General features: G+C 39.2%; 17 protein-coding genes. 7 read left to right on the top strand and 10 right to left on the bottom strand.

Translation table 11 applies throughout. From position 1 onward, the window contains the following. Nucleotides 1-47: 47 nt before the first annotated feature. Together ALW18_03720 and ALW18_03715 are read right to left on the bottom strand one after the other, a co-directional pair. Nucleotides 48-2,471, bottom strand: coding sequence for a phenylalanyl-tRNA synthetase subunit beta (locus ALW18_03720; protein ID AOE51698.1), 2,424 nt, complete (start codon nucleotides 2,469-2,471; stop codon nucleotides 48-50). A gap of 79 nt (nucleotides 2,472-2,550) precedes the next feature. Then, nucleotides 2,551-3,612 (bottom strand): hypothetical protein, encoded by a 1,062-nt coding sequence (locus ALW18_03715; GenBank protein AOE51697.1) that lies wholly within the window; start codon nucleotides 3,610-3,612, stop codon nucleotides 2,551-2,553. Between the two features lie 96 nt (nucleotides 3,613-3,708). On the opposite strand from ALW18_03715, the gene ALW18_03710 reads away from it, so the two are divergent. The 5 genes from ALW18_03710 to ALW18_03690 all read left to right on the top strand — a co-directional run bounded on the left by ALW18_03710 (nucleotide 3,709) and on the right by ALW18_03690 (nucleotide 10,871). After that, the gene (locus tag ALW18_03710; protein ID AOE54298.1) at nucleotides 3,709-6,210 is read left to right on the top strand and encodes a hypothetical protein; all 2,502 of its coding nucleotides are present in this window, start codon (nucleotides 3,709-3,711) and stop codon (nucleotides 6,208-6,210) included. A gap of 94 nt (nucleotides 6,211-6,304) precedes the next feature. After that, nucleotides 6,305-7,069 (top strand): hypothetical protein, encoded by a 765-nt coding sequence (locus ALW18_03705; GenBank protein ID AOE51696.1) that lies wholly within the window; start codon nucleotides 6,305-6,307, stop codon nucleotides 7,067-7,069. A 55-nt stretch (nucleotides 7,070-7,124) separates the two neighbouring features. After that, nucleotides 7,125-8,105 carry a hypothetical protein gene (locus ALW18_03700; GenBank protein ID AOE51695.1) on the top strand — a complete coding sequence of 327 codons (981 nt, stop codon included), beginning with the start codon at nucleotides 7,125-7,127 and terminating at the stop codon, nucleotides 8,103-8,105. A 208-nt stretch (nucleotides 8,106-8,313) separates the two neighbouring features. Beyond that, complete coding sequence (locus tag ALW18_03695; protein AOE51694.1) at nucleotides 8,314-10,203, top strand: molecular chaperone DnaK; 1,890 nt, start codon at nucleotides 8,314-8,316, stop codon at nucleotides 10,201-10,203. 122 nt (nucleotides 10,204-10,325) lie between these two features. Beyond that, the gene (locus ALW18_03690; protein ID AOE51693.1) at nucleotides 10,326-10,871 is read left to right on the top strand and encodes a hypothetical protein; all 546 of its coding nucleotides are present in this window, start codon (nucleotides 10,326-10,328) and stop codon (nucleotides 10,869-10,871) included. 203 nt (nucleotides 10,872-11,074) lie between these two features. On the opposite strand, the gene ALW18_03685 is transcribed toward ALW18_03690, so the two are convergent. The 5 genes from ALW18_03685 to ALW18_03665 form a co-directional block, all read right to left on the bottom strand. Continuing rightward, nucleotides 11,075-12,337 carry a glycosyl hydrolase family 5 gene (locus ALW18_03685; GenBank protein ID AOE51692.1) on the bottom strand — a complete coding sequence of 421 codons (1,263 nt, stop codon included), beginning with the start codon at nucleotides 12,335-12,337 and terminating at the stop codon, nucleotides 11,075-11,077. 119 nt (nucleotides 12,338-12,456) lie between these two features. Then, nucleotides 12,457-13,296, bottom strand: a complete 840-nt coding sequence (locus ALW18_03680) for a hypothetical protein (protein ID AOE51691.1) — start codon at nucleotides 13,294-13,296, stop codon at nucleotides 12,457-12,459. A 107-nt stretch (nucleotides 13,297-13,403) separates the two neighbouring features. Then, entirely contained in the window at nucleotides 13,404-14,165 is a 762-nt protein-coding gene (locus tag ALW18_03675; GenBank protein AOE51690.1) for a hydrolase Nlp/P60, read from the bottom strand. Between the two features lie 431 nt (nucleotides 14,166-14,596). Continuing rightward, on the bottom strand, nucleotides 14,597-15,775 hold the full coding sequence (locus ALW18_03670) for an acetyl-CoA acetyltransferase (GenBank protein AOE51689.1): 1,179 nt from the start codon (nucleotides 15,773-15,775) through the stop codon (nucleotides 14,597-14,599). Nucleotides 15,776-15,976: 201 nt separating this feature from the next. After that, the gene (locus ALW18_03665; GenBank protein AOE51688.1) at nucleotides 15,977-16,393 is read right to left on the bottom strand and encodes a peroxiredoxin; all 417 of its coding nucleotides are present in this window, start codon (nucleotides 16,391-16,393) and stop codon (nucleotides 15,977-15,979) included. Nucleotides 16,394-16,560: 167 nt separating this feature from the next. Here ALW18_03665 and ALW18_03660 point away from each other — a divergent pair, with 167 nt between their 5' ends. Beyond that, on the top strand, nucleotides 16,561-17,535 hold the full coding sequence (locus ALW18_03660; protein AOE51687.1) for a LysR family transcriptional regulator: 975 nt from the start codon (nucleotides 16,561-16,563) through the stop codon (nucleotides 17,533-17,535). On the opposite strand, the gene ALW18_03655 is transcribed toward ALW18_03660, so the two are convergent. Together ALW18_03655 and ALW18_03650 are read right to left on the bottom strand one after the other, a co-directional pair. Continuing rightward, nucleotides 17,536-18,492: a hypothetical protein gene (locus ALW18_03655; protein AOE51686.1), complete on the bottom strand. Its 957-nt coding sequence runs from the start codon at nucleotides 18,490-18,492 to the stop codon at nucleotides 17,536-17,538. Nucleotides 18,493-18,588: 96 nt separating this feature from the next. Continuing rightward, nucleotides 18,589-19,575 carry a UDP-3-O-(3-hydroxymyristoyl) glucosamine N-acyltransferase gene (locus ALW18_03650; GenBank protein ID AOE51685.1) on the bottom strand — a complete coding sequence of 329 codons (987 nt, stop codon included), beginning with the start codon at nucleotides 19,573-19,575 and terminating at the stop codon, nucleotides 18,589-18,591. Between the two features lie 353 nt (nucleotides 19,576-19,928). Here ALW18_03650 and ALW18_03645 point away from each other — a divergent pair, with 353 nt between their 5' ends. Beyond that, nucleotides 19,929-22,283: a hypothetical protein gene (locus ALW18_03645; GenBank protein AOE51684.1), complete on the top strand. Its 2,355-nt coding sequence runs from the start codon at nucleotides 19,929-19,931 to the stop codon at nucleotides 22,281-22,283. Between the two features lie 5 nt (nucleotides 22,284-22,288). Here the strand turns inward: ALW18_03645 and ALW18_03640 are convergent, their stop codons facing one another. After that, nucleotides 22,289-23,512 carry a multidrug transporter gene (locus ALW18_03640; GenBank protein AOE51683.1) on the bottom strand — a complete coding sequence of 408 codons (1,224 nt, stop codon included), beginning with the start codon at nucleotides 23,510-23,512 and terminating at the stop codon, nucleotides 22,289-22,291. Between the last annotated feature and the right edge of the window lie 43 nt (nucleotides 23,513-23,555).

Below are 23,555 nucleotides of genomic sequence, written 5' to 3'. Positions count from 1 at the left end.
AATGCCCTCGCTTAGCGAGGGCATTTTTTATTGCTGTATGTTTAAACCTATCTAAGTTGTGCACCTGTTTCTTTTTCCAGGTTCTGTCTTATTTTGTTCATGATCTTATCGATCTGTTCATCAGTAAGTGTTTTAGTGCTGTCCTGAAGCATAAAGCTTACTGCGTACGACTTTTTACCTTCGGGAAGGTTATTCCCTTCGTAAACGTCAAACAGGCTTATATCTTTAAGTAAAGACTTTTCAGATTGCTTTGCAACAGTGTGTATCTTCTCAAAAGAAACTCCCTGATCGACAAGTAGCGCTAAGTCTCTTCGTACTTCAGGGAATTTAGATATCTCTGTGTATTTAATTTTTCCGGTCACTAGTTTAATAATAGTACCCCAGTTAAAATCGGCAAAGAAAACTTCCTGTTTGATATCAAAATGTTTCAGGATGCCTTTTTTAATGGTACCGAATTCAACTATGGTCTCACTGCCAACAGCAAGGGCGATGCCTTCTGCAAATACATCATTAGCTATCGGCTGAGTCTGTATCTTGGAAATGCCTAATCGTGTAAGCGCAAGGCTTACGTATCCTTTAAACATAAAGAAGTCTGTAGGCTTTTGTGCGTACGACCAACTTTCGTTAAGGCGGCTTCCTGTAACAGTAAATGTTAAGTGTTTGTTTTCGTCGTAACCAGAAGGCAGCTTGTGATAGCTTTTACCAAATTCAAACAATTTAAGATCGGCTCTTCTTCGGTTAACGTTAAACGATACTGCTTCAAGTGCACTGAATAACAATGACTGCCTCATAGCAGATAAATCGCTGCTTAGCGGATTAAGCATCATCACGTTGAACTCTTCTTTAAGGTTCTCAGAAAGTTTTACATAATCGGGAGTGGTAAGTGAGTTGGCCATCATTTCGTTAAAGCCAAGCGAAACCATCTGCGCACCTATAATATTTTGAAGTTTATAATCTTCATTACGTGCGGAGTTAGATATTGAAGCGTTCAGTTTTTGAGTAAACGAAATGTTGTTATATCCGTATACCCTAAGGATTTCTTCTATAACGTCAATCTCTCTTGTAACGTCTACGCGGTAAGCAGGTACTACAAGCCCTAGACCTGCGTCAGACATGTTGTTTATCTTAATATCTAATGATACCAGTATTTTTTTAATTGTTTCTTTAGAAAGCTCCTGTCCGATAACGCGGGTAACATTACTAAAGTTAACCACTACCGAATTGTCTTCTATCTTTTTAGGGTAGATGTCAATAATGTCGGAAGTAATTTCACCACCTGCTGTTTCCTGAATCAGTAACGCAGCTCTTTTAAGTGCATATTCAGCAACAGTAGGGTCGATGCCTCTTTCAAAACGGAAAGACGCATCAGTACTAAGTCCGTGGCGTTTTGCGGTTTTACGAATAGAAACCGGATTAAAGTAAGCGCTTTCAAGGAATATTGTTGATGTTTGCTCTGTAACTCCAGAATTTTTTCCGCCAAACACACCTGCAATACACATTGGGCCTGTTTCGTCGCAAATCATAAGGTCTTCTTCGTGCAGTGTTCTTTCAACATCATCAAGTGTTGTAAATTTTGTGCCTGCTGCTACCGTTTTTACAATAACCTTATTGCCTTTTATTTTGGCAGCGTCAAAAGCATGTAAAGGCTGGCCAAGTTCGTGAAGCACATAATTGGTAACGTCTATAATGTTGTTTTTCGGCGCAAGCCCAATTGACTTAAGCCTGTTTTGTAGCCATGCGGGAGATGGTTTTACAGTGATGCCCGAAATGGTAACACCGCAGTATCTTGGCGCAAGTTTATTATCTTCAACTTTAACATCCATCTTAAGGGTACGTTTGTCTACCCTGAAGTTACTAACCGATGGCGTTATAAGTTCTGTATTTACATTTTTCTGGGTAAGTCCTGCGCGAAGGTCACGGGCAACACCCCAATGGCTCATAGCGTCGGCGCGGTTTGGCGTAAGGCCAATTTCGAAAACTTCGTCGCTTTCTATGTTGAATATTTTAGAAGCAGGAGTACCAGGTTTAAGATCTTCAGCAAGAACAAGTATGCCGTCATGCCCCTGGCCAAGGCCAAGCTCATCTTCCGCACATATCATACCGTGGCTTTCTTCGCCTCTTATTTTTCCTTTTTTAATCTGGAAAGCGTTACCATCTTTGTCGTACAGGGTAGTGCCAATAGTCGCTACTGGTACTTTCTGTCCGGCAGCAACGTTTGGTGCCCCGCATACAATTTGTAGAGGTGTACCGTCTCCCAGGTCTACAGTAGTAATCCTTAGCCTGTCTGCATTAGGGTGCTGAATACAGGTAAGCACGTGACCCACCACTACGCCTTCAAGGCCGCCCTTAAGCGACTCAAACTTATCTACGCCCTCAACCTCAAGGCCAAGATCGGTAAGTAGGGCAGCTGTTTCTTCAGATTTCCAGTCTAATTTTATAAATTGTTTTAACCAGTTATAGGATATACGCATTGTAGTTTATTTTAAAAGCATGCAAAGATAATGATTACAGAACAAAAATCGGGTTACTATTTAAGGTGATTTTCACATCTTATTGTAGTAATTGTTCTGTCTGGGCAATCATCTCTTTAAAAATTTCTGCAGACATGTTACGTTTAATTTTTGGAGCAGATTGTCCTGCCCACATATTTGTCATTTGGTTATTGTCGTTTTTTTGTGCCGATGTCCTAAAAGCGCCCGTTAAACTATTCTGTATAGGGTAGTCCGGGATAAGGGGACCTGATTTTTCCATTTCTTCCATGAAGGTATTCCTAATGCCGCGTGCCCACCGACCCGAAAAACTCTTTGTGAGCGTTGTGTCAGTGTCAGAATAATCTCTGACAGCCTTTTTATAAGATGGTATGGCGAGGCTTTCGTTACTTGCAATAAATGCAGTCCCTATCTGAACCGCTGATGCTCCTAAATCAAAAGCAGCTGAAATAGTTTTACCATCGTTTATAGCTCCGGAAGCCAATACTGGCAAACCTGTTTTTGCTACAATCTGCGGAACAAGCGCCATTACTCCAACATTGGGTAATGACCCTGTTATAAAACTGCCGCGATGCCCGCCTGCCTCAATTCCCTGAGCGGTAATAGCATCGATATTTTTTTGTTTCAGGATAAGTGCTTCTTCTACACAAGTTGCTGTACCAATTAGTATTGTACCATTTTGTTTAAGCCGTGTAATTATTTCATCGGCTGGTACTCCGAATGTAAAGCTTACAATAGGTATGTTTTCATTAATTAAAATATCGATCTGTTCTTTATAAGAATAAAACCGGAAAGATGAAGGATCGGGCCGTTCAAATGATACGCCATTATCTTTACCCAATTGCTCCAGAAAATCGAGCATATTATTAGCTTGGTTATGGTCTACAGCACTAATGTGGTGCGCAAAGAGATTAACAGCAAAAGGATTTGATGTAAGAGCTTTTGTTTTTTGTATCAGTTCCAGTGTTTTTTCAGGTGAAAGGCCGCCAACGGGTAACGAGCCTAAGCCTCCGCTATTAGAGATTGCAGCAACCATTTCGGGTGAGGTTACACCTAGCATGGGTGCCTGGACAATAGGATATTTAATGTTCAATAAAGTAGTTAAGTCATTTTGCCATTCCATACTATTCAGGATAATGCTATTTATATTTCAAATATAAGGGCTAAAAATTTTACAACAAATAAAATTCCTACATTTGAAATTCGAAATATTATTTTCATGAAACACGTTTTCTTCGCTATAGCATTATTATTTAGTATCTCTGTAAATGCCCAGTTAAAAAGTCCCGATGAGTTTTTGCCCAATTATGGTAAAACGGTTAGTTACTACCATCAGGTAGAAGGATATTTTGCACACCTTACACAGAATTCGGACTATATAAAGCAAAAGCCTTACGGACAGACAACCCAGGAAAGGAATTTGAATGTGTTTTATATATCCACCCCCGAAAATTTAAGGGAACTCGAAAACATACGGCTCACGAATCTCAACCAGATTGGGATGAGCGATGCTAAACCGGCATCAGTTAACGATAAAGCTATAGTTTGGCTAAGCTTTAATGTGCATGGTAACGAACCAGGGGCTACAGAAAGTGCAATGTCTGTTGCTTATGAGCTGATTAATCCTGAAAACAAAAACACGAAAGAATGGCTTCAGAATACAATAGTAATAGTAGACCCGTGTCTTAATCCTGACGGATTTTCGCGTTATGGTAACTGGCTTAGGGATATATCAGGAAAAAATACACACCCCGGCCTTTACGACCGTGAGCATATGGAACCGTGGCCAGGGGGAAGACAAAACCACTATGCATACGACCTTAATCGTGACTGGGCGTGGCAGACACAGATTGAAACCCAACAACGTGTAGCTCTTTATAATGAGTGGATGCCTATGGTGCATGTAGATGTTCATGAGATGGGTTTTAATGAGCCTTATTTCTTTCCGCCTGCTGCCGAACCAATGCACGATTTTATAACTCAGGCACAGCGTGATTTCCATTATACCATTGGCGATATGACAGCCAAAAAGTTTGATACAAAAGGCTGGAACTATTACACCCGCGAACGTTTTGATTTGTTCTATCCAAGCTATGGCGATACGTACCCAAGTTTTAACGGTGCTATTGGTATGACCTATGAACAGGGAGGTATTGGAGCAGGGCGTGCTGTTACTTTAAATAATGGTAATGTGCTAACGCTTCAGGACAGAATAGACCATCACACAGCGGCAGTTCTTACGGCAGTTGAAACATCTTCGTGGAAGAAAGATAAACTTGTTAAAGATTTCAGGGCTTATTTTAAGGATAGCAGGCAGGATCTTAAAGGTAAATATAAAACCTATGTGGTCAAGAACTCGGGTAAGACAGAACAGCTGACAAGGTTACTGGAGCGTAATAAAATTCAGTATTCCTTTGCTGCCGAATCTAAAAAAACATCAGGTTACCATTACCAAAGTGATAAGGATAAAGATTTTACAATAGAACCAAACGACCTTATCGTTAGGGCAGATCAGCCAAAGGCAATATTAACCCAGGTTTTGTTTGAGCCTGCACAGCGACTTACCGATAGCCTGTCTTACGACATTACGGCATGGGCACTTCCGCACGCTTACGGTGTAGATAGCTATGCTTTAAAAGGAAATCTTTCTATAGATACAAAAAAGGAAATTTCACGAAAAGGTAAATTTGAGTACGAGCGAATTTATGCCTATTATGTGCCCTGGAACGGAAGAGGTTCGGCAAGAACGCTAAGCCTTCTTTTAAAAAGCGGGATAAAAGTACGCTCGTCGCACAAGGCCTCAGCATTTAGGGGGATAAAAGTAAGCCCGGGTGACTTGGTTATACTTAAAGGAGACAATGCACAGCTTAACGACTTTAAATATATCATGGAAACCCTTCTTGAAAAGAAGCCCGACTATGAAGTTATAGAAAGTGGATTCTCTTTAGCGGGAGGTGATTTGGGTGGTGAGAATTATCCATTGCTTGAAGTGCCAAAAGTATTGTTGCTTTCGGGTGATAATGTGAGCGCTACCGATTTTGGGCAGGCCTGGTTTTATATGGATGAGATTATTAATTATCCGGTAAGTATTGTAGATGCGGATAAACTGGGAAGAGTGACAATGTCTGACTTTAATACACTTATACTGGCAGACGGATGGTATGACCTGCCGGAAAGCCAAAGGAAACAAATTGATGATTTTGTTATAAATGGCGGCAAAGTAATAGCTATTGCTAATGCGTTAAATCTTTTTGAAGACAGGGCAGGGTATAGCCTTACCAAATTTGCAAGTACATATGCAAAAGACCTTGAAAATTCGGAACGCGATGAAGAAGAACTCAAGTCAAGGTTTTACGATTATCAAAATGCAGAGCGCCGTGCCATTTCGGGTTCGGTACCGGGAGCGATTGTCGAGAATGTACTTGATAAAAGCCATCCGCTATCGTATGGTTTGGGAGATAAATATTTTAGCCTTAAAACGTCTGAGAGCCGTTACCAATTACTTAAAAGTGCCTGGAATGTTGCTTATGTACCAACAGGGTATAAGAACTTCGGGTTTATTGGTAAAAGCCTTAAAAAGAAACTTGAAAATACAGTGACTTTTGCTGTAGAACAAAAGGGGAAAGGCTCAATAATCTATATGGTAGATAATCCTTTATTCAGAGGATTCTGGGAGAATGGTAACCTCCTTTTTAGTAATGCATTGTTTCTGGTGAACTAATTTGAATATCTTAAACTTTGTGTAAAAATTTAAAGTTCCTAAATCTTTACAGATTCAGTTCTCATCTTTGTGGTATACTTTAAATACTATGACTATGAGAGCCCTTTTATTAACGCTATATATTTCACTGATTTTTTCTGTTACAGCTATTGCGCAGATAAGCCCTCCGGGATTAGGATCAACAAATACAGCATTTTGGTCGGCAGTAGGGGTAAAGCAAAAGCTTGATGAAAAAAACAGTTCTACAACTTATGTCGGAATGGGGCGTATAAGCGGCAGGGGCGAAAGTAACCCGTTTAGCCTGCCGTCTATATTTGTTGTTAATCAGGAGTTTTATCACAAGCTTAATCCTAACTGGACGTACACAGGAGCACTGAGCTATCGTAGACAAAACCAATATGATGAAAGTTTCGATGAACAACAATCTTCAGCAATAAATCAGGAATTCAGGTTGTATGGAAGGTTGCAGTATACTGTAGATCTTGGCAATTCTAAATGGACAACCACGCTGCGCCAGGAGGTAAGAAAGTTTTATACTGCAGATTTCGCCAATGTACCCGATGACCTGCAATTGCGTTCCCGATTAAAAACACAAATCCTTTTTCCGCTGGATAGCGATAAGGAAAATAGTATTTTGGGCAGTGCAGAAGCCTTGTTTGCTGTGGCTAATGATAGTAATACTGGCTGGGGAAAGCCGGAATATAAAGAAAGCCGTTTTTGTCTTTACTATTGCTATTCTCCCGATAACTTTCCTGTGACATTTGACATGGGTTATATGAATGATCTTATCGGACACGGAAATCATACTACCGATGCCAGTTACCTCGCTGTCGATATTATAATTGAAAACCCGTTTTAATTTCTGTATTTGTAATAAATACTGTTATTTTAGGTTATAAGGAAAATGACAGTTTATGAAATATGGTATTTTAATTTTAGTATTGGCAGTTTTTACAGCTTGTGACAATTGCGACTCAGGTACAGATAATAACAGCGGTACTATTGGCGATCGCGATTTTAAGCAGGATATGCGCGATTTTGTTATCGGCATAAGCCAAAAAGGGAAAACTGCGAAACCGGGTTTTATTGTTATTCCTCAAAATGGCATTGAGTTGGTTACAACTACAGGAGAGCAGGGTGGAAATCCGCATTTGGCATATCTCGACGCTATCGATGGTAATGGACAAGAGGATTTGTTGTATGGCTACGACAACGATAATGATGCAACACCGGCAGACGTAACTTCTTACATAAAAAGTTTTCTGGATGTTTCTAAAAATGCAGGCAATACTGTATTAGTTACAGATTACTGTTCTACGCCATCAAAAATGTCAGATTCTTATTCTGCCAATACTTCATTTGGCTATGTGTCATATGCTGCACCCGAAAGAAGCCTGAGCGTTATCCCTACGTCAGTACCGATTAACGTAAATGCCAATGTTATTACAAATCTTTCTCTGGCAAAGAATTTCCTATACCTTATAAATCCTGAGAATTTTGCGTCTAAAACCACCTTTATAAATGCGGTTACAGCTACTAATTATGACGCTGTTATAATAGACCTTTTTTTAAACGACGTTGCATTTACTGCTGATGAGATCAATCAGCTACGTAATAAAGCCAATGGTGGTAAACGTTTAGTTATCTGCTATATGTCTATTGGTGAGGCGGAAGACTACAGGTATTATTGGCAGTCGTCATGGAATAATAATAAGCCTGCCTGGATAGCTGCTGAAAATCCTGACTGGCCCGGTAACTTTAAAGTTCAGTATTGGAACGACGACTGGCAGGGACTTATCTATAAAAATTCTGATTCTTATTTAAGTAAAATTACATCGGCGGGATTTGACGGCGTATATCTTGATATTATTGATGCCTTTGAATATTTTGAATAAACGAAAAGCATAACCCCGATAGTAGCGATATCCTTTGGCAGTTGATAAACTGACAAAGATTTAGCGAATAGCGGGAAATTGCTTCTGACTTGTAAATGTCATCTTGTCATATTCTTATGTCATTTTATTTCTTGGCACAAAGATTGTCTAATGTAAATCGTCCACTTAGATAATAAGATTCAAAAACAAAATAATAAACAAGAGAAAAATGAGTAAGATAATCGGAATTGACTTAGGAACAACCAACTCGTGTGTTGCCGTAATGGAAGGTAACGAACCGGTAGTTATTCCTAATGCTGAAGGAAAAAGAACAACCCCGTCAGTAATTGCATTTGTTGAAGGCGGAGAGATCAAAGTTGGAGATCCTGCAAAAAGACAGGCAGTGACCAATCCCACAAAAACTATTGCTTCTGTAAAACGTTTCATGGGTAACAAATTCACTGAAAGTTCAAAAGAAGCAAGCAATGTGCCATACAGCGTTGTAAAAGGTGACAACGATACGCCACGTGTAGATATCGATGGTCGTCTTTACACTCCGCAAGAGTTGTCTGCTATGACACTTCAAAAAATGAAAAAAACAGCTGAAGACTATCTTGGGCAAACTGTAACTGAAGCGGTTATTACCGTTCCTGCTTACTTTAACGATGCTCAGCGTCAGGCTACTAAAGAGGCTGGTGAAATTGCAGGTCTTAAAGTTAGAAGGATCATCAACGAGCCTACTGCTGCTGCACTTGCTTACGGTCTTGATAAAAAAGGTATCGACCAGAAAATCGCTGTTTATGACCTTGGTGGTGGTACTTTTGATATCTCTATCCTTGAACTAGGTGACGGTGTATTTGAAGTTCTTTCTACAAATGGTGATACTCACCTTGGTGGTGATGACTTTGACCAGGTAATTATTGACTGGTTAGCAAACGAATTCAACAGTGAAGAAGGTGTAGACTTACGTAAAGACCCAATGGCACTTCAGCGTCTTAAAGAAGCTGCTGAAAAAGCTAAAATTGAGCTTTCTGCTTCTACACAAACAGAAATAAACCTACCATACGTTACAGCTACTGCTTCTGGACCAAAACACTTAGTTAAGTCTCTTACAAGAGCTAAATTTGAGCAATTGGCAGATACTTTAGTACAGCGTTCTATGCAACCGGTAGCTAAAGCTTTAAAAGATGCAGGTCTTTCTACATCTGATATTGATGAGGTTATCCTTGTAGGTGGTTCTACACGTATACCACGTATCCAGGAAGAAGTAGAAAAATTCTTTGGCAAAAAACCATCTAAAGGTGTTAACCCGGATGAGGTTGTTGCAATTGGAGCTGCTATTCAGGGTGGTGTACTTTCAGGAGATGTTAAAGATGTATTGCTTCTTGACGTTACTCCACTTTCTTTAGGTATCGAAACTATGGGTGGTGTATTAACTAAACTTATTGAAGCTAATACAACTATCCCTACTAAAAAATCGCAGGTATTCTCTACAGCATCTGATAACCAGCCTTCTGTTGAGATCCACGTTTTACAAGGTGAGAGACCAATGGCTACAGATAATAAAACTATCGGTCGTTTCCACTTAGATGGTATTCCACCAGCACAAAGAGGAGTTCCTCAGGTTGAAGTTACTTTTGATATTGATGCTAACGGTATCATCAAAGTATCTGCTACAGATAAAGGAACAGGTAAATCTCACGATATCCGTATCGAAGCTTCTTCAGGATTAACTCAGGAAGAAATCGAAAGAATGCGTAAAGAAGCTGAAGCTAATGCTGATGCTGACAAAATTACAAGAGAGCGTGTTGAAAAATTAAACGAAGCTGATGCTATGATCTTTCAAACTGAAAAACAACTTTCAGAATTTGGAGATAAATTATCAGATGGTAATAAAGATGCAATCGGAATGGCACTTACGCAACTGAAAATGGCTTATGAAGCTAAAGATGTTGACACTATTCAACCGGCACTTGACAAAATCAACGAAGCATGGAAAAATGCTTCTGAAGAAATGTACAAGCAAGGTGATGCGGGTGCAGCTCAAGGCCAGCCAGAGGCAGGTCAGCAAGCTGAAGGTGACAACGTTCAGGATGTAGACTTCGAAGAAGTAAAATAATTTTTTCTTACTATAGAAGAGATTTGTTATAACAGGAAACGCCCCACATTTGGGGCGTTTTTTATTTGTTTTTTGTTAAAGTTTTTACGTATTTGTACCAAATTTAAAACCAATAACCAAAAATGAAAAAACTTTTAAGATTTGGAGCTATAGCTCTGTTTTTGAGCTTTGCAGTGTCATGTAGTGATGATGATAGCAACTCTACTAACGATGATGGTAATAATGCAGCGCAAACTATTTCGGCTGTAATCAATGGTCAGGACTGGCAGGGTACGGTTAAAAGCGCAACTCTTATCCGTGTAAATGGCGAGCAACGTTTTGATATCAGCGCAGAAGCTAACGGACAGTTAATAACCATTTCATGCTCCAGCACTGCTACTACAGGTTCAATGCCATTAAAAGCATACCATTTTGATCAGGAAAATGGAGGAGATGCGTTATTTACTAACAGCTACCAAATAAACGGTAACAATTTTATGGAGCACTTATGCGATTTTGGTACCGTTACACTTACCAATACAAATGCAGATAGCAAAACTGCCTCAGGTACTTTCAATTTTACATCTTCTAAAATTGGAGAACTTCAAAATCAGATTGTAACTCCCGAAGATATTGTTGTTACAAACGGTGTATTTACCAATGTTAAATATGTTGTGTACGAACAATAATATGAACATGAAATGTAAAACGCCCCACATTGAAAATGTGGGGCGTTTTTGTTTTGACATGCTCTTGAGTGCCGTTTTAAGAAAGCGCAGCGGAGTTGAAAAATCTCTAGTTTGATACTCCTTTTTGGAAGTATACTTTGATAAGTAGATTTGTATAATTAATAGCTAACAAATAACCGAATCACCAAATAACCGAATCAAATTTATTCAACACTAAACCCTAATCCCTCTATATATCCTTTGTTCTGAAAATTGTTTTTGTACAATGAGTTTTCTAAAAACTGGTCTAATGCTTTTTGTACCTTCAACCTGTCAGGCATATTTTCTCTTATCTTCCCGAAAGAGCTGCGGTCGCTTTCAGCGTATTTAGTAATAAGTGGGTAATCTTCCGGTTGCTTAAAGTTTATGATGCCTTTGGTGTTATCCATTTTCTTATACGGCCAAAAAGCCCAGTTGATCTGATTCTTATCCAGCAGTTTTCGGAATTCCATTACCCACTCATCTGTATTCTCTCCGGTTTCACCAATATAAATGGGGACATTATGTTTGTCACGGAAGTCGACATATTTCTGAACCGATTCCTGATTAATATCAAACCAGTACTTGTGAAACTCATAAACAATATTATCATCCAGGATACGCTCGAACACACCAAAGTCTCCCGCCCAAACCGATCCGTTAAGGTAGATAGTATGTTTTTTGTCGACATTGCGAATGTCTTTAACCATACGCTCATAGATCATAAATAGCCTGTGGTTATAATCAGGTATCTCTTTTGTAAAATAATGCGCGAAAGGCTCGTTAAAAACATCATAGCCAAGAATGATAGGGTCATCTTTATAACGTTGGGCAATGGATGTCCAGATAGCACTCATTTCATCCTGCGAGGTGACGCTGTAGTAAAGCCAGGGGTAACCATAACTGTCGTCAATATTATCACCTGTCTGGCCTCCCGGCGCACAATGCATATCAAGCAACACATATATATTTTCCTGACGGCACCATTCTATTACACGGTCAAAGTATTCGAAACCCGCATTGCGTTTGCCCATATAAAGATCGTTAGTAAACATCTTATAATGAAACGGCAGGCGTATATGGTTAGATCCTGTTCGCTTTAGATATTTAATATCGTCATGTGTAATATAATTGTCAAGGAATTTGTGCCAGAATGCAATTGTATTATCAGGACCAATCATCTCGTTTAATAGCTGGTCAATTTGCCTTGGCGAAGCTACTTTTTCAGTCTTAAACATATAACCTTCTGGAACCAACCAGTTACCAAGATTAGTGCCTTTTAAGATCATTGGTTGCCCATTGGCATCAATAATCTGTTGTCCCTTAGTGGTAGGAATAGCTCCTTTATAGTTTTTATCGGTGTTAGAGTATCCTGAGTTATAAGAACTGCAAGATGCCAGTATAGCGGTAGAGATAAATGCGACAATTAGTTTCAGTTTGTTTTTCATCAACGTGGGTTTGAATGTTTGTTGGAACGCTAAGATAAACAAATTGTAAGATTGAATTTTACCAAAAAAATCCCTCAATGCTTTAAACATGAGGGATTGTATATTTTTCTGAGGTCTTATTACAGATGTTTCGTAAGGAATGCAGCTATCTTACTGTATACCTCATTATATGTAGTATCATCCCAATTTCCGTGGCCACCATCAGGGTAAAAATTAAATTCGTTTTGTACACCGGCGGTATCCAGGGCCGATTTTAAACGTGGGCCTTGAGTGGCAGGTACTAACGGATCCTGTCCGCCATAGAATGATAATGTTGCCGGAGATTGTGCCGTTATATGTGCAACCGGGCTAACCGATAGTATCTGGTCTTGTGTAGGTGTTGGTGTGCCTATTAATGCTGTTGCCGCAGAAGAATATAACGGATGCGATGTATATTCAGGATCGGTAAAGTCGGCAGGTCCAACAACATCACAGATAGCTTTTACATCGTGATCGGTATCGTAAGCATAACCATAAAGCATAGACAGGTGTGCGCCTGCGCTAAATCCTATAAAGGCATAGTCGTCTGAAATATGGTAATCGTTACTTTCAAGGTGTTGAATTACACTTTTAATATCGTCAATTTGCTTCGGAAATGCAGGACTGTTTAGTGTTGCAAGCCTGTAGCCTACATTTACAATTGCATAATCGGGGAACTGTAATTGTATAACAGGAATAAGGTAAGACAGGTCGCTTTTATCGCCCTCTACCCAAGAGCCTCCGTGAAGCAAAACTACTACTTTAGTGTTTTCGTTTCGTCCTTCGGGCAGGTAGATGTCAATTTTTTGCTTTGCATCAGTGCCGTAAGAAACATTCATTAATGTTTGAGCAACTAACGGAGCATTGTTGTCGTCGTCGGAGTTACTGCATCCCGTTATCAGAAACAAGAATAATAGAGGTAGAGCCAATAGTTTTTTCATATTAGGTTTGGTTTTAGGTTTCCTAATACGTACCAAAATTTATGCCATTAAATAGTAGTCCGTCAAACCATTAAGATTTGATAGATAAGATTTTCAGCTGGTATATATTATATGATTTTCTTGATCACACGTAATTTGTGCGAGTGTCTTTTGGTATCGATATTGTAAATACCTAAGTGATCCAGGCGGTCTACGCGTACTTTACCATGTCCGTGGATAATATGATTGTCTTCCATAATGATACCAACATGGATGATACGTCCTTCTTCATTGTCGAAAAAAGCAAGGTCGCCGGGTTCGCTTTCTTCAATAAAACTAAGCGCTTCGCCTTGCGTAGCCTGTTGTGAAGCATCTCTTAAAAGCGAATAACCGTTGAGTTTATATACCATTTGTGTAAAACCGGAACAATCTATGCCAAATGGCGTCTTACCACCCCATAAATAAGGTGAATTAAGATACATGAAAGCCGTTTGAATTAAATCCTGCTTGCTGGTAATGCCCGATGTTTTAAGTCCTTCGAAAATAAACTTATCGGTATTAATAGACGGGTGATCTAAAAAAGTAAGTGATGAACCAATGGGTACCGATAACAGTTGATTATCGGGAGTAGTAAGGTATTCAATAAGGTCGCCATTAAGTACAGCGGGGCTGTTGCTTAATGTATGATAATCAGATTCACTAATAAGTCGGAATTGCTTATTGTCTATCCAGCCATTATAACCGTCAAAAGCCAGTTCGATGCGCGACCATTTTTCGGTTTGCTCCAATATTTTAAAATGTTCCCCAAACAACACCTGCGTTGTCATTTCGCTTCTGTCGCTTGGTTCTAAACGTAGGGGCACAATGGCAAGGTTACAAATACCGAACATCCTTTGGATTTATTATTTTTACTGATTATACTTATTAATTGCAGGTCTTCTCAAAGCTACAAATATAGTAGTTAATTCTGAAGCGTCTTAATAGAATTTTGAACATTCTCTACCTATGATTTTAGATTTAATTGATGAGTTTCATTTTAGGATAAAGTAATATATTTCTTTTGTCTTGACACAAAAGAAACAAAAAGTCAAGGCTCAGACTTTTTACGCTAAAAATTATTTTATTCGGCTAAACCATCCGAACTCGCCTTTTCTCAAACAGCGGATGATTTTAAACGCCTCATTTATAATTTTCTTTACGCCACAAAGCCCAATGCCTACGCTTCACTCAAACCGTGATCATATACCTGCAAATGAAACTGCTGTTGACCATAATAAAAAAAGGCAGCCTTGGCTGCCTTTTAAACTATATTTTATGTTGATTAAGCTCTTTCAATAACAATAGCAGAAGCACCACCACCACCGTTACAGATAGCCGCAGCTCCTGTTTTAGCGTTGTTTTGCTCAAGTACGTTTAAAAGCGTAACGATAATCCTTGCACCGGAACATCCCAGTGGGTGACCAAGTGACACAGCTCCACCGTTTACGTTAACCTTAGCAGCGTCAAGACCTAATATTTTGCAGTTTGCAAGACCGACTACAGAGAATGCCTCGTTGAATTCAAAGAAATCAACATCATCTTTAGAGATGCCTGCTTTGTCTAGTGCTTTAGGAAGTGCTTTAGCAGGAGTTGTAGTAAACCATTTTGGTTCCTGCTCTGCATCTGCATAACCTTTTATGTAAGCAAGAGGTTTAAGGCCAAGTTCGTTGGCTTTATCTTCGCTCATTATTACAAGTGCAGCAGCACCATCATTAATGGTAGAAGCGTTAGCCGCAGTAACAGTACCGTCTTTAGTAAATACTGCATTAAGCGAAGGAATTTTGTCAAGCTTTACGTTAGTATACTCTTCATCTTTAGTAACCATAATCGGGTCACCTTTACGCTGAGGTACTGCCACAGGCACTATTTCATTATCAAATTTACCTGCATCCCATGCCGCAGCAGAACGCGTGTACGATTCGATGGCAAAGTTATCCTGCTCTTCACGTGTAATTTTATATTCAACAGCAGTTGCATCTGCACTAACACCCATAGCGTTATTGTCATAAGCATCTGTAAGTCCGTCTTTTTGTAAACCATCTACCATAGTAGCAGGTCCAAATTTAGCACCAGTCCTCATTTGAACATAGTGCGGTATAAGGCTCATGTTTTCCATACCACCTGCAACGATAACATCTGCATCGCCAAGTTGAATAGCCTGAGCAGCCTGCATAACGGCTTTCATACCCGATGCACAAACTTTATTTACTGTAGTAGCAATAACAGAATCAGGTAGCCCTGCAAAACGTGATGCCTGCCTTGCCGGAGCCTGGCCAACACCTGCCTGAACCACATTACCCATTATAACTTCGTCTACATGTTTAGGATCTAATTTTATTTTATCAAGCGCTCCTTTAATTGCAGCCGCTCCAAGCTGGGAAGCTGTTACGGTAGATAATGCACCCATAAAGCTGCCTATCGGCGTACGTACTGCAGAAACGATAACTACTTTCTTATTCATGATAGATATATCTTTTTTGTTTGTTAACGTTGCGAAATTAATGAATTTTAGTGCATATAAAAATAATATGTTTAAAAAAAGTATAAAAAAACCGCTTTTGGTTGTGTATTGAATAAAGTTTGCTTTTTAAATCAAAACAACAATTATACCAATAGCCAAAGCCTACTCATATGAATAGGCTTTGGCTTATATGAATTCTAATTATACTAAAGTCGCAGATAATGTAATTTCTGCTTTTAGTAATTTAGAAACAGGGCATATTTCTTTTGCTTTTTGTGCAGCAGTCTGGAAATCTTGTTCTGTAATTCCGGGTACTGTAGCTTCCAGTTTCAAATGAATTTTAGTAATTGTACCATCTTCAAAAGTAACCTGGGCTTCGGTGTCAAGGTTGTCTGCCGTAAATCCTGCTTCGTTTAATAAGAAGCTTAGCTGCATGGTGTAACATCCTGAATGTGCCGCTGCTATAAGTTCTTCTGGGTTTGTACCAACACCATCTGCAAAACGTGTTTTAAATGATAGTTGTGCCTTATCTAAAGTGGTGCTTTCAGTAGAGATTAATCCTTTACCTTCCATACCTGTACCTTGCCAGTTTGCGTTTGCTTTTCTTGTAAATTTCATGATATTAAATTTTAAAAGTTGTTTATTATTTGTGAGATTAAATGTATCAAATTTTCAAATTAGTCCGGTTAAGGTTGCATTTCCATTTTGATACTACAAAGATATCTGATTAGACACGTATAAAACAAATTAATAATTTTGTATGTTTATAAAATAAATTTATAATCATGACAATTCAGCAATTGCGATACATCGTTGCACTAGACGAACACCGTCATTTTGCGAGGGCGGCAGAGGTGTGTATGGTTACTCAACCCGGATTAACTATTCAACTTAAAAATTTAGAGGAAGAAATAGGTGTCAGGATTTTCGACCGAACCAAAGTACCATTAAAGCCAACTTTACTAGGTGCTGAAATTATTCTTCGGGCTAAACGGGTGCTACATGAGGCCGATGCCATCCGCAATTTTGTGGTACATCAAAAAAATGACCTTGAAGGTAATGTAACACTTGGAGTGATAAGCACATTGTCACCTTATTTTATTCCGCAGTTTATAAAAGCAATGAAGGGCGTCGTTCCCGATATGCACTTTACGATTAAGGAAACCGGTACGGGACAATTACTTCATGGCTTACAAAACGGCGATATTGATATTGCCCTTATGGCAACGCCTACAGGTATGCCGGGATTAAAGGAATATCCTGTCTTTAATGAGCCATTTGTTGCTTTTTTACCCGAAGGACATTCTATGGCGAAAGCCGAATTTTATGAGCTGAGTCCCGATGACAGGCCTAACCTATTGTTGTTAGAGCATGAATATTGCTACAACGCGCAAATGCTGGATATCTGCGAATTGAAAGATAGCTACGATAAAGTAGGGGAGCAGTTTAATTATGATATTAATTCTATCGAAACCCTGAAAAACCTGGTGAGGGCAGAACTTGGCTTTGCTATCATCCCGCAACTGTCTGTACTCAATGAAAAAGAAAGTACATTATTCAAGCCTTTTAAAGATCCTAAGCCTGTGCGTGAAATAAGCCTTGTAACTTCCGATACTTTTTCGAGAAAGTTGTTGCTTGAAAAAATGAGCCAGACAATATGGAGCTGCCTGCCTGAAACCATAAAACAGGAACATGCCTATAAAAAGATACGATGGAACGACTCACCTTACTTTATAAATGCTACAGCAGGTTTTCTTTAATTATAGCCTTTTCAGAAATGCTTTGACATCAGCATTCCATTTGTCGTTATATTTTTTGAGATAATTCTCGTGTCCTGCCAATGGATATGTTGCCAGTTGTTTTTTACCTTTTAGGTTGGCAAAAATGGTATCAATTTCTTCCCGGCTCACGCGGTTATCTTTTTCACCATACATAAGCAATACCGGACAATTTACTGTTTTTGCATAGTTTTCTGGATTATGGGTAAATGCCCAAAAGCCATTTTCAACACCGCCCCAAAATACAAGAAGTCCGGCCATAGGAACGGTCGGCGCACCCATTATCCTGAAACGGGCACAGACTGTTTTGTACATTGAGCCAAACGGACACTCAATCATTATCGATGCAGGCTGCATATTGTAGTCGTTGATTGCTTTAAGTATAGCGGCCGCTCCCATAGAAGTGCCGAATAGATGTATGTTTTTTTCGCCTTTACGTTTCAGGTAGTCAAAACAGGTTTTTACCTGTTGGGCTTCAAAATAACCTATGCTTGTAGAGTTGCCTTCCGATCCTCCCGATCCCATAAAATCAACCAGCAGTGTATTGTATCCCATCTTTACAAATGCATCAGATTTGTCCAGCATTCCCGATTTATCTCCTCCGTAACCGTGAAATAGTATAATTGTACCTTTGGGATTATTTGTTTTTATGCTCCAGCATTCAATTGTAACATTGCTTTTAAGCTTTACTGTTGAATACGGTTGCGATGGTTTGTGTCTATTCACAGGCCTCGGATTGTCTATGCCAAAAAACAATATGCCTGCTTTTTGTGTTGCCGTAAGTGTGTTAGCATCCGTTTTCTCATAGATCTTATCGGAAAAGTGCGTGAATTTATAAGCATGAAATATCGCGATGATATTCATCAGAATGAATACACCAATGATAATTTTTAATAAACGTTTAAATAGTATTTTAGTCGACAGTCTTTTTTCGCCCATTTTGTAAATAATGAACTACGAATATAATAATAGTTTGTTATAAAAATAAACCCCACCAAAAGGCAGGGTCTAAAGTATTTTGTATGGTTGAAGATATTATTTGGCTAAATTTCTAAGAACTGCCCATTGTTTAAGTGTAGTACGTGCTTCTGCTGCAGGGTAGCCAAGCATTACTTTTCCGGCTTCAACATCTCCGGTAACACCAGAACCTGCGCCAATGGTAGCTCCGCTGCCAATTGTGGTATGATCTTTAATAGAGGCGCTTCCACCAATAATAACACCGTCACCAAGGGTTACAGATCCTGCAAGACCACTGTTACCAGCCATAATACAGAATTTCCCCAACACACTGTTGTGGCCTATTTGTACAAGGTTATCAATTTTACAGCCATCGCCTAAAATGGTAGAGCTGAATTTGCCTCGGTCTACGCAAGCGTTAGCACCTATTTCTACACCATTACCTAAAACAACATTACCAATTTGTGGAATTTTAACCAGTCCGCGTTGCGGGCATGGCGTAAAGCCAAAGCCATCTGCACCAATTGTCGCATTTGGGTGAAGTATGCAGTACGCCCCAATGTGGCATCTTTCGCGCACCACAGCACCAGACCATAGTACCGAGTTTTTTCCGATAGTACAATCGTCAAGTACGGTAACATTTGGATAAAGGGTTACATTATCTGCAATTTGCACATTAGGGCCAACGTAACATCCGGCGCCTATTCTTGTACCGGCTCCAAGAACTGCTGTAGTATCTACAACTGCTGTGGGGTGTATGTCAACGTCAAATTGTGGCGGTGCCGGAGCAAAAAGCTCAAGCAGCTGTGTCATTGCAAGTTCAGAATTCTTTACTTTAATAAAGGCCCTGTTTTCGCCGGGTTCAATGGAGATATCTTCGTTAACCAAAGCTATCGGTGCTTTACTATCTGCCCAAAACTTCTCATATTTCTTATTCCCTATAAAAGAAATCTGATTGTCTTCTGCAAGTTCAAGCTGTTGGGGTGAAGAAACACTATTATTTGTACTGCCTACGATTTCACCTTTAAGCAGTGTGTTGATTTCTTCAATTGAGTAAAACTTCATAAGATTATTGTTTGTATGTTTTTGGAATGTAAAGTTTGCAACAAAAGATTCTATTTATTGCAGTAATTTCAAATCATCGCGGTAAATATAGAAAAGATATTATAGAAGTTTCAAATTAAATGCCAAAGCTTCTGTTTTGCAATGTTAAATAATTGGTTACAAAATTAAATGCTTTGATAACCAGCTTTCATTAATAACGGCAGATAAGCACATAATGTATAGTCGTCTTCAGAAAATTATAAAATTTAACATCTTTTCGTGTAACATTCTGTAAGAAAAGCGGTCTATTTGTAGTATAAGATTATGCTTACATGAGGCAATTTACTTTGTTTAGTGCTATCGTTTTGTTTTTCATGATTATGTTGCCTGCATTAAGCTATTCGCAATATACAGTATCCGGAATCCTTCAGGACAAGGTAGGCAATGCTGTAGAATTTGCTGAAGTTATAGTGACGGGTAGCGAAAAAACAATGACCTCTTCTACACTCACTAACGAAAAAGGCTTTTTTACACTTACTTCCGGTGCAGGTAATTACAGTCTATATATTTCTTTTATGGGATCTGAAGTATTCCGAAAAGAGATTGAAGTCAATAAAGATATCAATTTAGGTCAGATAGTTGTGGAGATTGCTAAACAGCTCGATGAGGTTTTGGTAGAACAAAAGAAACGTCTTGTAGAGCGTAAAGTAGACCGCCTGATTTTTAATGTAGAGAATACCATAGCAGCATCGGGTGGCGATGCTCTTGATGCGTTACGATTGGTGCCGAGGGTTAAGGTAGAAAATGATGTGGTTTCCATAATTGGGAAAGGCAGTATATTGGTTATGATAGACGATCGTATCATGAGGTTAACCGGCGACGAGCTTACGGCCTTTTTAAAATCGATTAGGGCAGATGATATTAAGAGCATTGAAGTAATAACCAACCCGCCTGCAAAATACAGTGCCGAGGGAAATAGCGGAATTATAAACATCAGACTTAAAAAGGCAAAGCACAATGCCTGGAATGGATATATTCAATCAACCTATAAACAGAACACCTATGCATCCGGACTTAATAATGCCGGATTTAATTACCAGAAGGATAAACTGGCAATTCAGGCTTCGGTAGGAAAAACGGATGGTGCAAACGGGCCGATAAACAGAATGTGGTTTTCGTACCCTGAGTATTTATGGGATGAAGTTTCCGGTAATAACAGCCGATTTGATTTATTAAATGGAAGGTTTAGTGCAGATTATAAGCTTACCGATAAATTTACTACCGGAATTCAGTATTATGGGCAGCGGAATAACTATGAAACAGATGATATTACTACTGTAAATATTATAAACAATACTACTCAGGTTCGGGATTCTATCATAAAAACTTTAGGTAATGATACCGCTAAAAATAAATACAACTCAATAAACTACCATTTTGTTTATACGATGGATACGATAGGGAAGAAACTGTCTTTTGATATTGATTATTTTAGGTATTCTACCAAAAGCGACAGAACATTTGAAACCGATACTTACGATGTAAACGGAATTATACTACCAGAGCGTTTTACATCGCTCAATAATATGGGAAATAGGAGGGTAGATAACTTCTCGGCGAATGCTGATATGGAACATCCTTTAAAGTTTATGAAGATGAATTACGGTGCCCGGTATTCCAATACTAAAACGTCAAGCGATTTTGGGTTGTACAACCTTAGTAGTGGCGTGCCTGTGTGGGATGCCAGCCAGAGTAATGAATTTGTATTTAAAGAAAATACCTATGCCGGATTTATAGATGCGGCAAAAGAGTTTGGTAAATGGGAAGCAAAGGCGGGACTGCGTGTTGAAAGTACTCATACTAATGGCAGATCTTTAACGACGGGTCAGCAAAACATCATCGACTATACCAAGCTGTTCCCAACAGCGTATTTGGTTTTCAAACCAACGGAAGATCATTCTATTTCGCTGAATTACGGAAGAAGGATACAGCGTCCTAATTTTGAATTTTTAAACCCGTTTCGATTCATCAACTCACAGTATTCTTACTCAGAAGGTAATCCTTACCTGCAGCCTTCTTTTGCTAATGCTCTTGAGCTTGAGTACGGTTATAAGGATAATTATACGGTAGCATTATACTATTCCAAAATAAAAGGCGATTTTGAGAATCTTGCCATTATTGATGCCGAAACAGGAGTTCAGGCGAACCGTCCATTGAATTTCATAAACAACACAACAATTGGGTTAACCCAGTACGTAACACTTAAACCATTTGAATGGTATCAGTTAAACTTTAATGCCGATGTTTACTACTGCGATTCAAGATCGAGCATACCGGTAACGCTTCAATTTTTAAATGGCTGGAATGGTGAGTTCAGGCTTAACAGCGATTTTACCCTGAACAAAAGCAAGACATTTCTATTCAATGTAAATTACATGTATGTTACCGCCGGAACAGCCAATCTTGACACAAATACTGCTTTTAGTCAGCTGAACGCAACGTTAAAACTATTTCTGCTAAATAAAAAGCTACAATTTAGCCTTAACGGAAATGATATACTTGCTACTCACAAAACAACTTATACGGGTGTTTCTAATAATGTAAAAACATCATATCGCAATTACAGCGATTTAAAAATGCTTCGCTTTACCGTGCTTTATTCTTTTGGTGGCGATGTCAAGAATAATGAACGCGAGAATAAAAACGCCGAAGAGCAAAACAGGCTGTAACGCTATTAATGCATTACAGGAACATCGCTATCGGCTTCGGTAACAACTTTAATGTTTCTTTTTCCTATTAAAAGTATTACTAGTGCTGTAAGTGTACCACCTGCCATAATAGCGACCATTGGCACCATAGATGTTTTTACCAATATACCCACAAGCATAGAAGCTACAGCACCAAGTCCTAATTGCAGTGCGCCAAGAAGGGCAGAAGCACTTCCTGCATTTTCTGAGAATGGTGCAAGCGAAAGCCCTGCTGTATTGGGGTTGGTTAATCCTAAACAACCCAGGTATAAAAATAACATTCCGATAGTGGTGTAAAGATTAAGCCAGTTATTCATAGCTGCAATAAGAAAGCATACGCTGATTACACTTTGTATTAGTAACCCGGCATATACTAATTGCCTGCTTTTGTATTTGCGAAGCAATACCGAGTTAAGCTGGCTGGTGCCGATAAAGCTAACCGACATCAGTGCAAAGATCCATCCGTAAGCTTCACCTGATACTTTAAAGATATCCATAAACAGCAGGGGAGAGCCCGCTACATATGTAAACAGTCCTGAAAATGCTACAGCACCCGAAAATGCATACGTATAAAACTGCGGATGAGAAACAACGCTTAAAAAACCTTTAATGATAGGCTTTGGTTTTAACGATAGTGTGGTGTCGGGTTTTCGGGTGTGGCCTAATCCAAAACGGGAAGCCAGTAACACGGCAAAACCCATAATAGCAAGTATTATAAAAATAGTATGCCATCCAAAGCCTGCAATCACATAACTGCCTATGGTTGGTGCCAGCATTGGCGAAAGCCCAACGACAAGCATTAGTAGCGAAAATACTTTGGGGCTGTCTTCTACAGGAAAAAGGTCACGTACCATAGCCATTGCTGCTACCGATGCTGCACAACTACCTACTGCTTGTATAAAACGTAATAAAATGAACATATCAATGTCGGTAACAATGGCACAACCAATAGATGCGAGGATGTAAACCAATAATCCTGCATATAGCGGATTTTTACGTCCAAAACGATCCAGTAGTGGGCCGTAAAGCAACTGACCCGAAGCTATGCCTATAAAGTAGCTGGAAAGCGATAAGGATACTTTGTTTACATCGGTATGCAGGTCATCGGCGATGGCTTTAAAGCCCGGTAAGTACATATCAATCGTAAAAGGACCTAACGCTGTTAAGGAACCGAGTATAAGTATTAACGAAATATATTTTTTGCGTGTCATAAACGAATTGGATAGATGTGTCTCGATCGTGAAACCGAAGTGA

Source organism: Flavobacterium psychrophilum (genome assembly GCA_001708385.1).
Taxonomy (GTDB): domain Bacteria; phylum Bacteroidota; class Bacteroidia; order Flavobacteriales; family Flavobacteriaceae; genus Flavobacterium; species Flavobacterium psychrophilum_A.
Note: the sequence above shows the minus strand (reverse complement) of the source record. Positions and strands in the feature narration are given on the sequence as shown.

Excerpts from the sequence above, each read along its gene's own strand:
- ALW18_03720 (AOE51698.1), bottom strand. The coding sequence starts at position 2,471 with ATGCGTATATCCTATAACTGGTTAAAACAATTTATAAAATTAGACTGG.
- ALW18_03715 (AOE51697.1), bottom strand. The coding sequence starts at position 3,612 with ATGGAATGGCAAAATGACTTAACTACTTTATTGAACATTAAATATCCT.
- ALW18_03710 (AOE54298.1), top strand. The coding sequence starts at position 3,709 with ATGAAACACGTTTTCTTCGCTATAGCATTATTATTTAGTATCTCTGTA.
- ALW18_03705 (AOE51696.1), top strand. The coding sequence starts at position 6,305 with ATGAGAGCCCTTTTATTAACGCTATATATTTCACTGATTTTTTCTGTT.
- ALW18_03700 (AOE51695.1), top strand. The coding sequence starts at position 7,125 with ATGAAATATGGTATTTTAATTTTAGTATTGGCAGTTTTTACAGCTTGT.
- ALW18_03695 (AOE51694.1), top strand. The coding sequence starts at position 8,314 with ATGAGTAAGATAATCGGAATTGACTTAGGAACAACCAACTCGTGTGTT.
- ALW18_03690 (AOE51693.1), top strand. The coding sequence starts at position 10,326 with ATGAAAAAACTTTTAAGATTTGGAGCTATAGCTCTGTTTTTGAGCTTT.
- ALW18_03685 (AOE51692.1), bottom strand. The coding sequence starts at position 12,337 with ATGAAAAACAAACTGAAACTAATTGTCGCATTTATCTCTACCGCTATA.
- ALW18_03680 (AOE51691.1), bottom strand. The coding sequence starts at position 13,296 with ATGAAAAAACTATTGGCTCTACCTCTATTATTCTTGTTTCTGATAACG.
- ALW18_03675 (AOE51690.1), bottom strand. The coding sequence starts at position 14,165 with ATGTTCGGTATTTGTAACCTTGCCATTGTGCCCCTACGTTTAGAACCA.
- ALW18_03670 (AOE51689.1), bottom strand. The coding sequence starts at position 15,775 with ATGAATAAGAAAGTAGTTATCGTTTCTGCAGTACGTACGCCGATAGGC.
- ALW18_03665 (AOE51688.1), bottom strand. The coding sequence starts at position 16,393 with ATGAAATTTACAAGAAAAGCAAACGCAAACTGGCAAGGTACAGGTATG.
- ALW18_03660 (AOE51687.1), top strand. The coding sequence starts at position 16,561 with ATGACAATTCAGCAATTGCGATACATCGTTGCACTAGACGAACACCGT.
- ALW18_03655 (AOE51686.1), bottom strand. The coding sequence starts at position 18,492 with ATGGGCGAAAAAAGACTGTCGACTAAAATACTATTTAAACGTTTATTA.
- ALW18_03650 (AOE51685.1), bottom strand. The coding sequence starts at position 19,575 with ATGAAGTTTTACTCAATTGAAGAAATCAACACACTGCTTAAAGGTGAA.
- ALW18_03645 (AOE51684.1), top strand. The coding sequence starts at position 19,929 with ATGATTATGTTGCCTGCATTAAGCTATTCGCAATATACAGTATCCGGA.
- ALW18_03640 (AOE51683.1), bottom strand. The coding sequence starts at position 23,512 with ATGACACGCAAAAAATATATTTCGTTAATACTTATACTCGGTTCCTTA.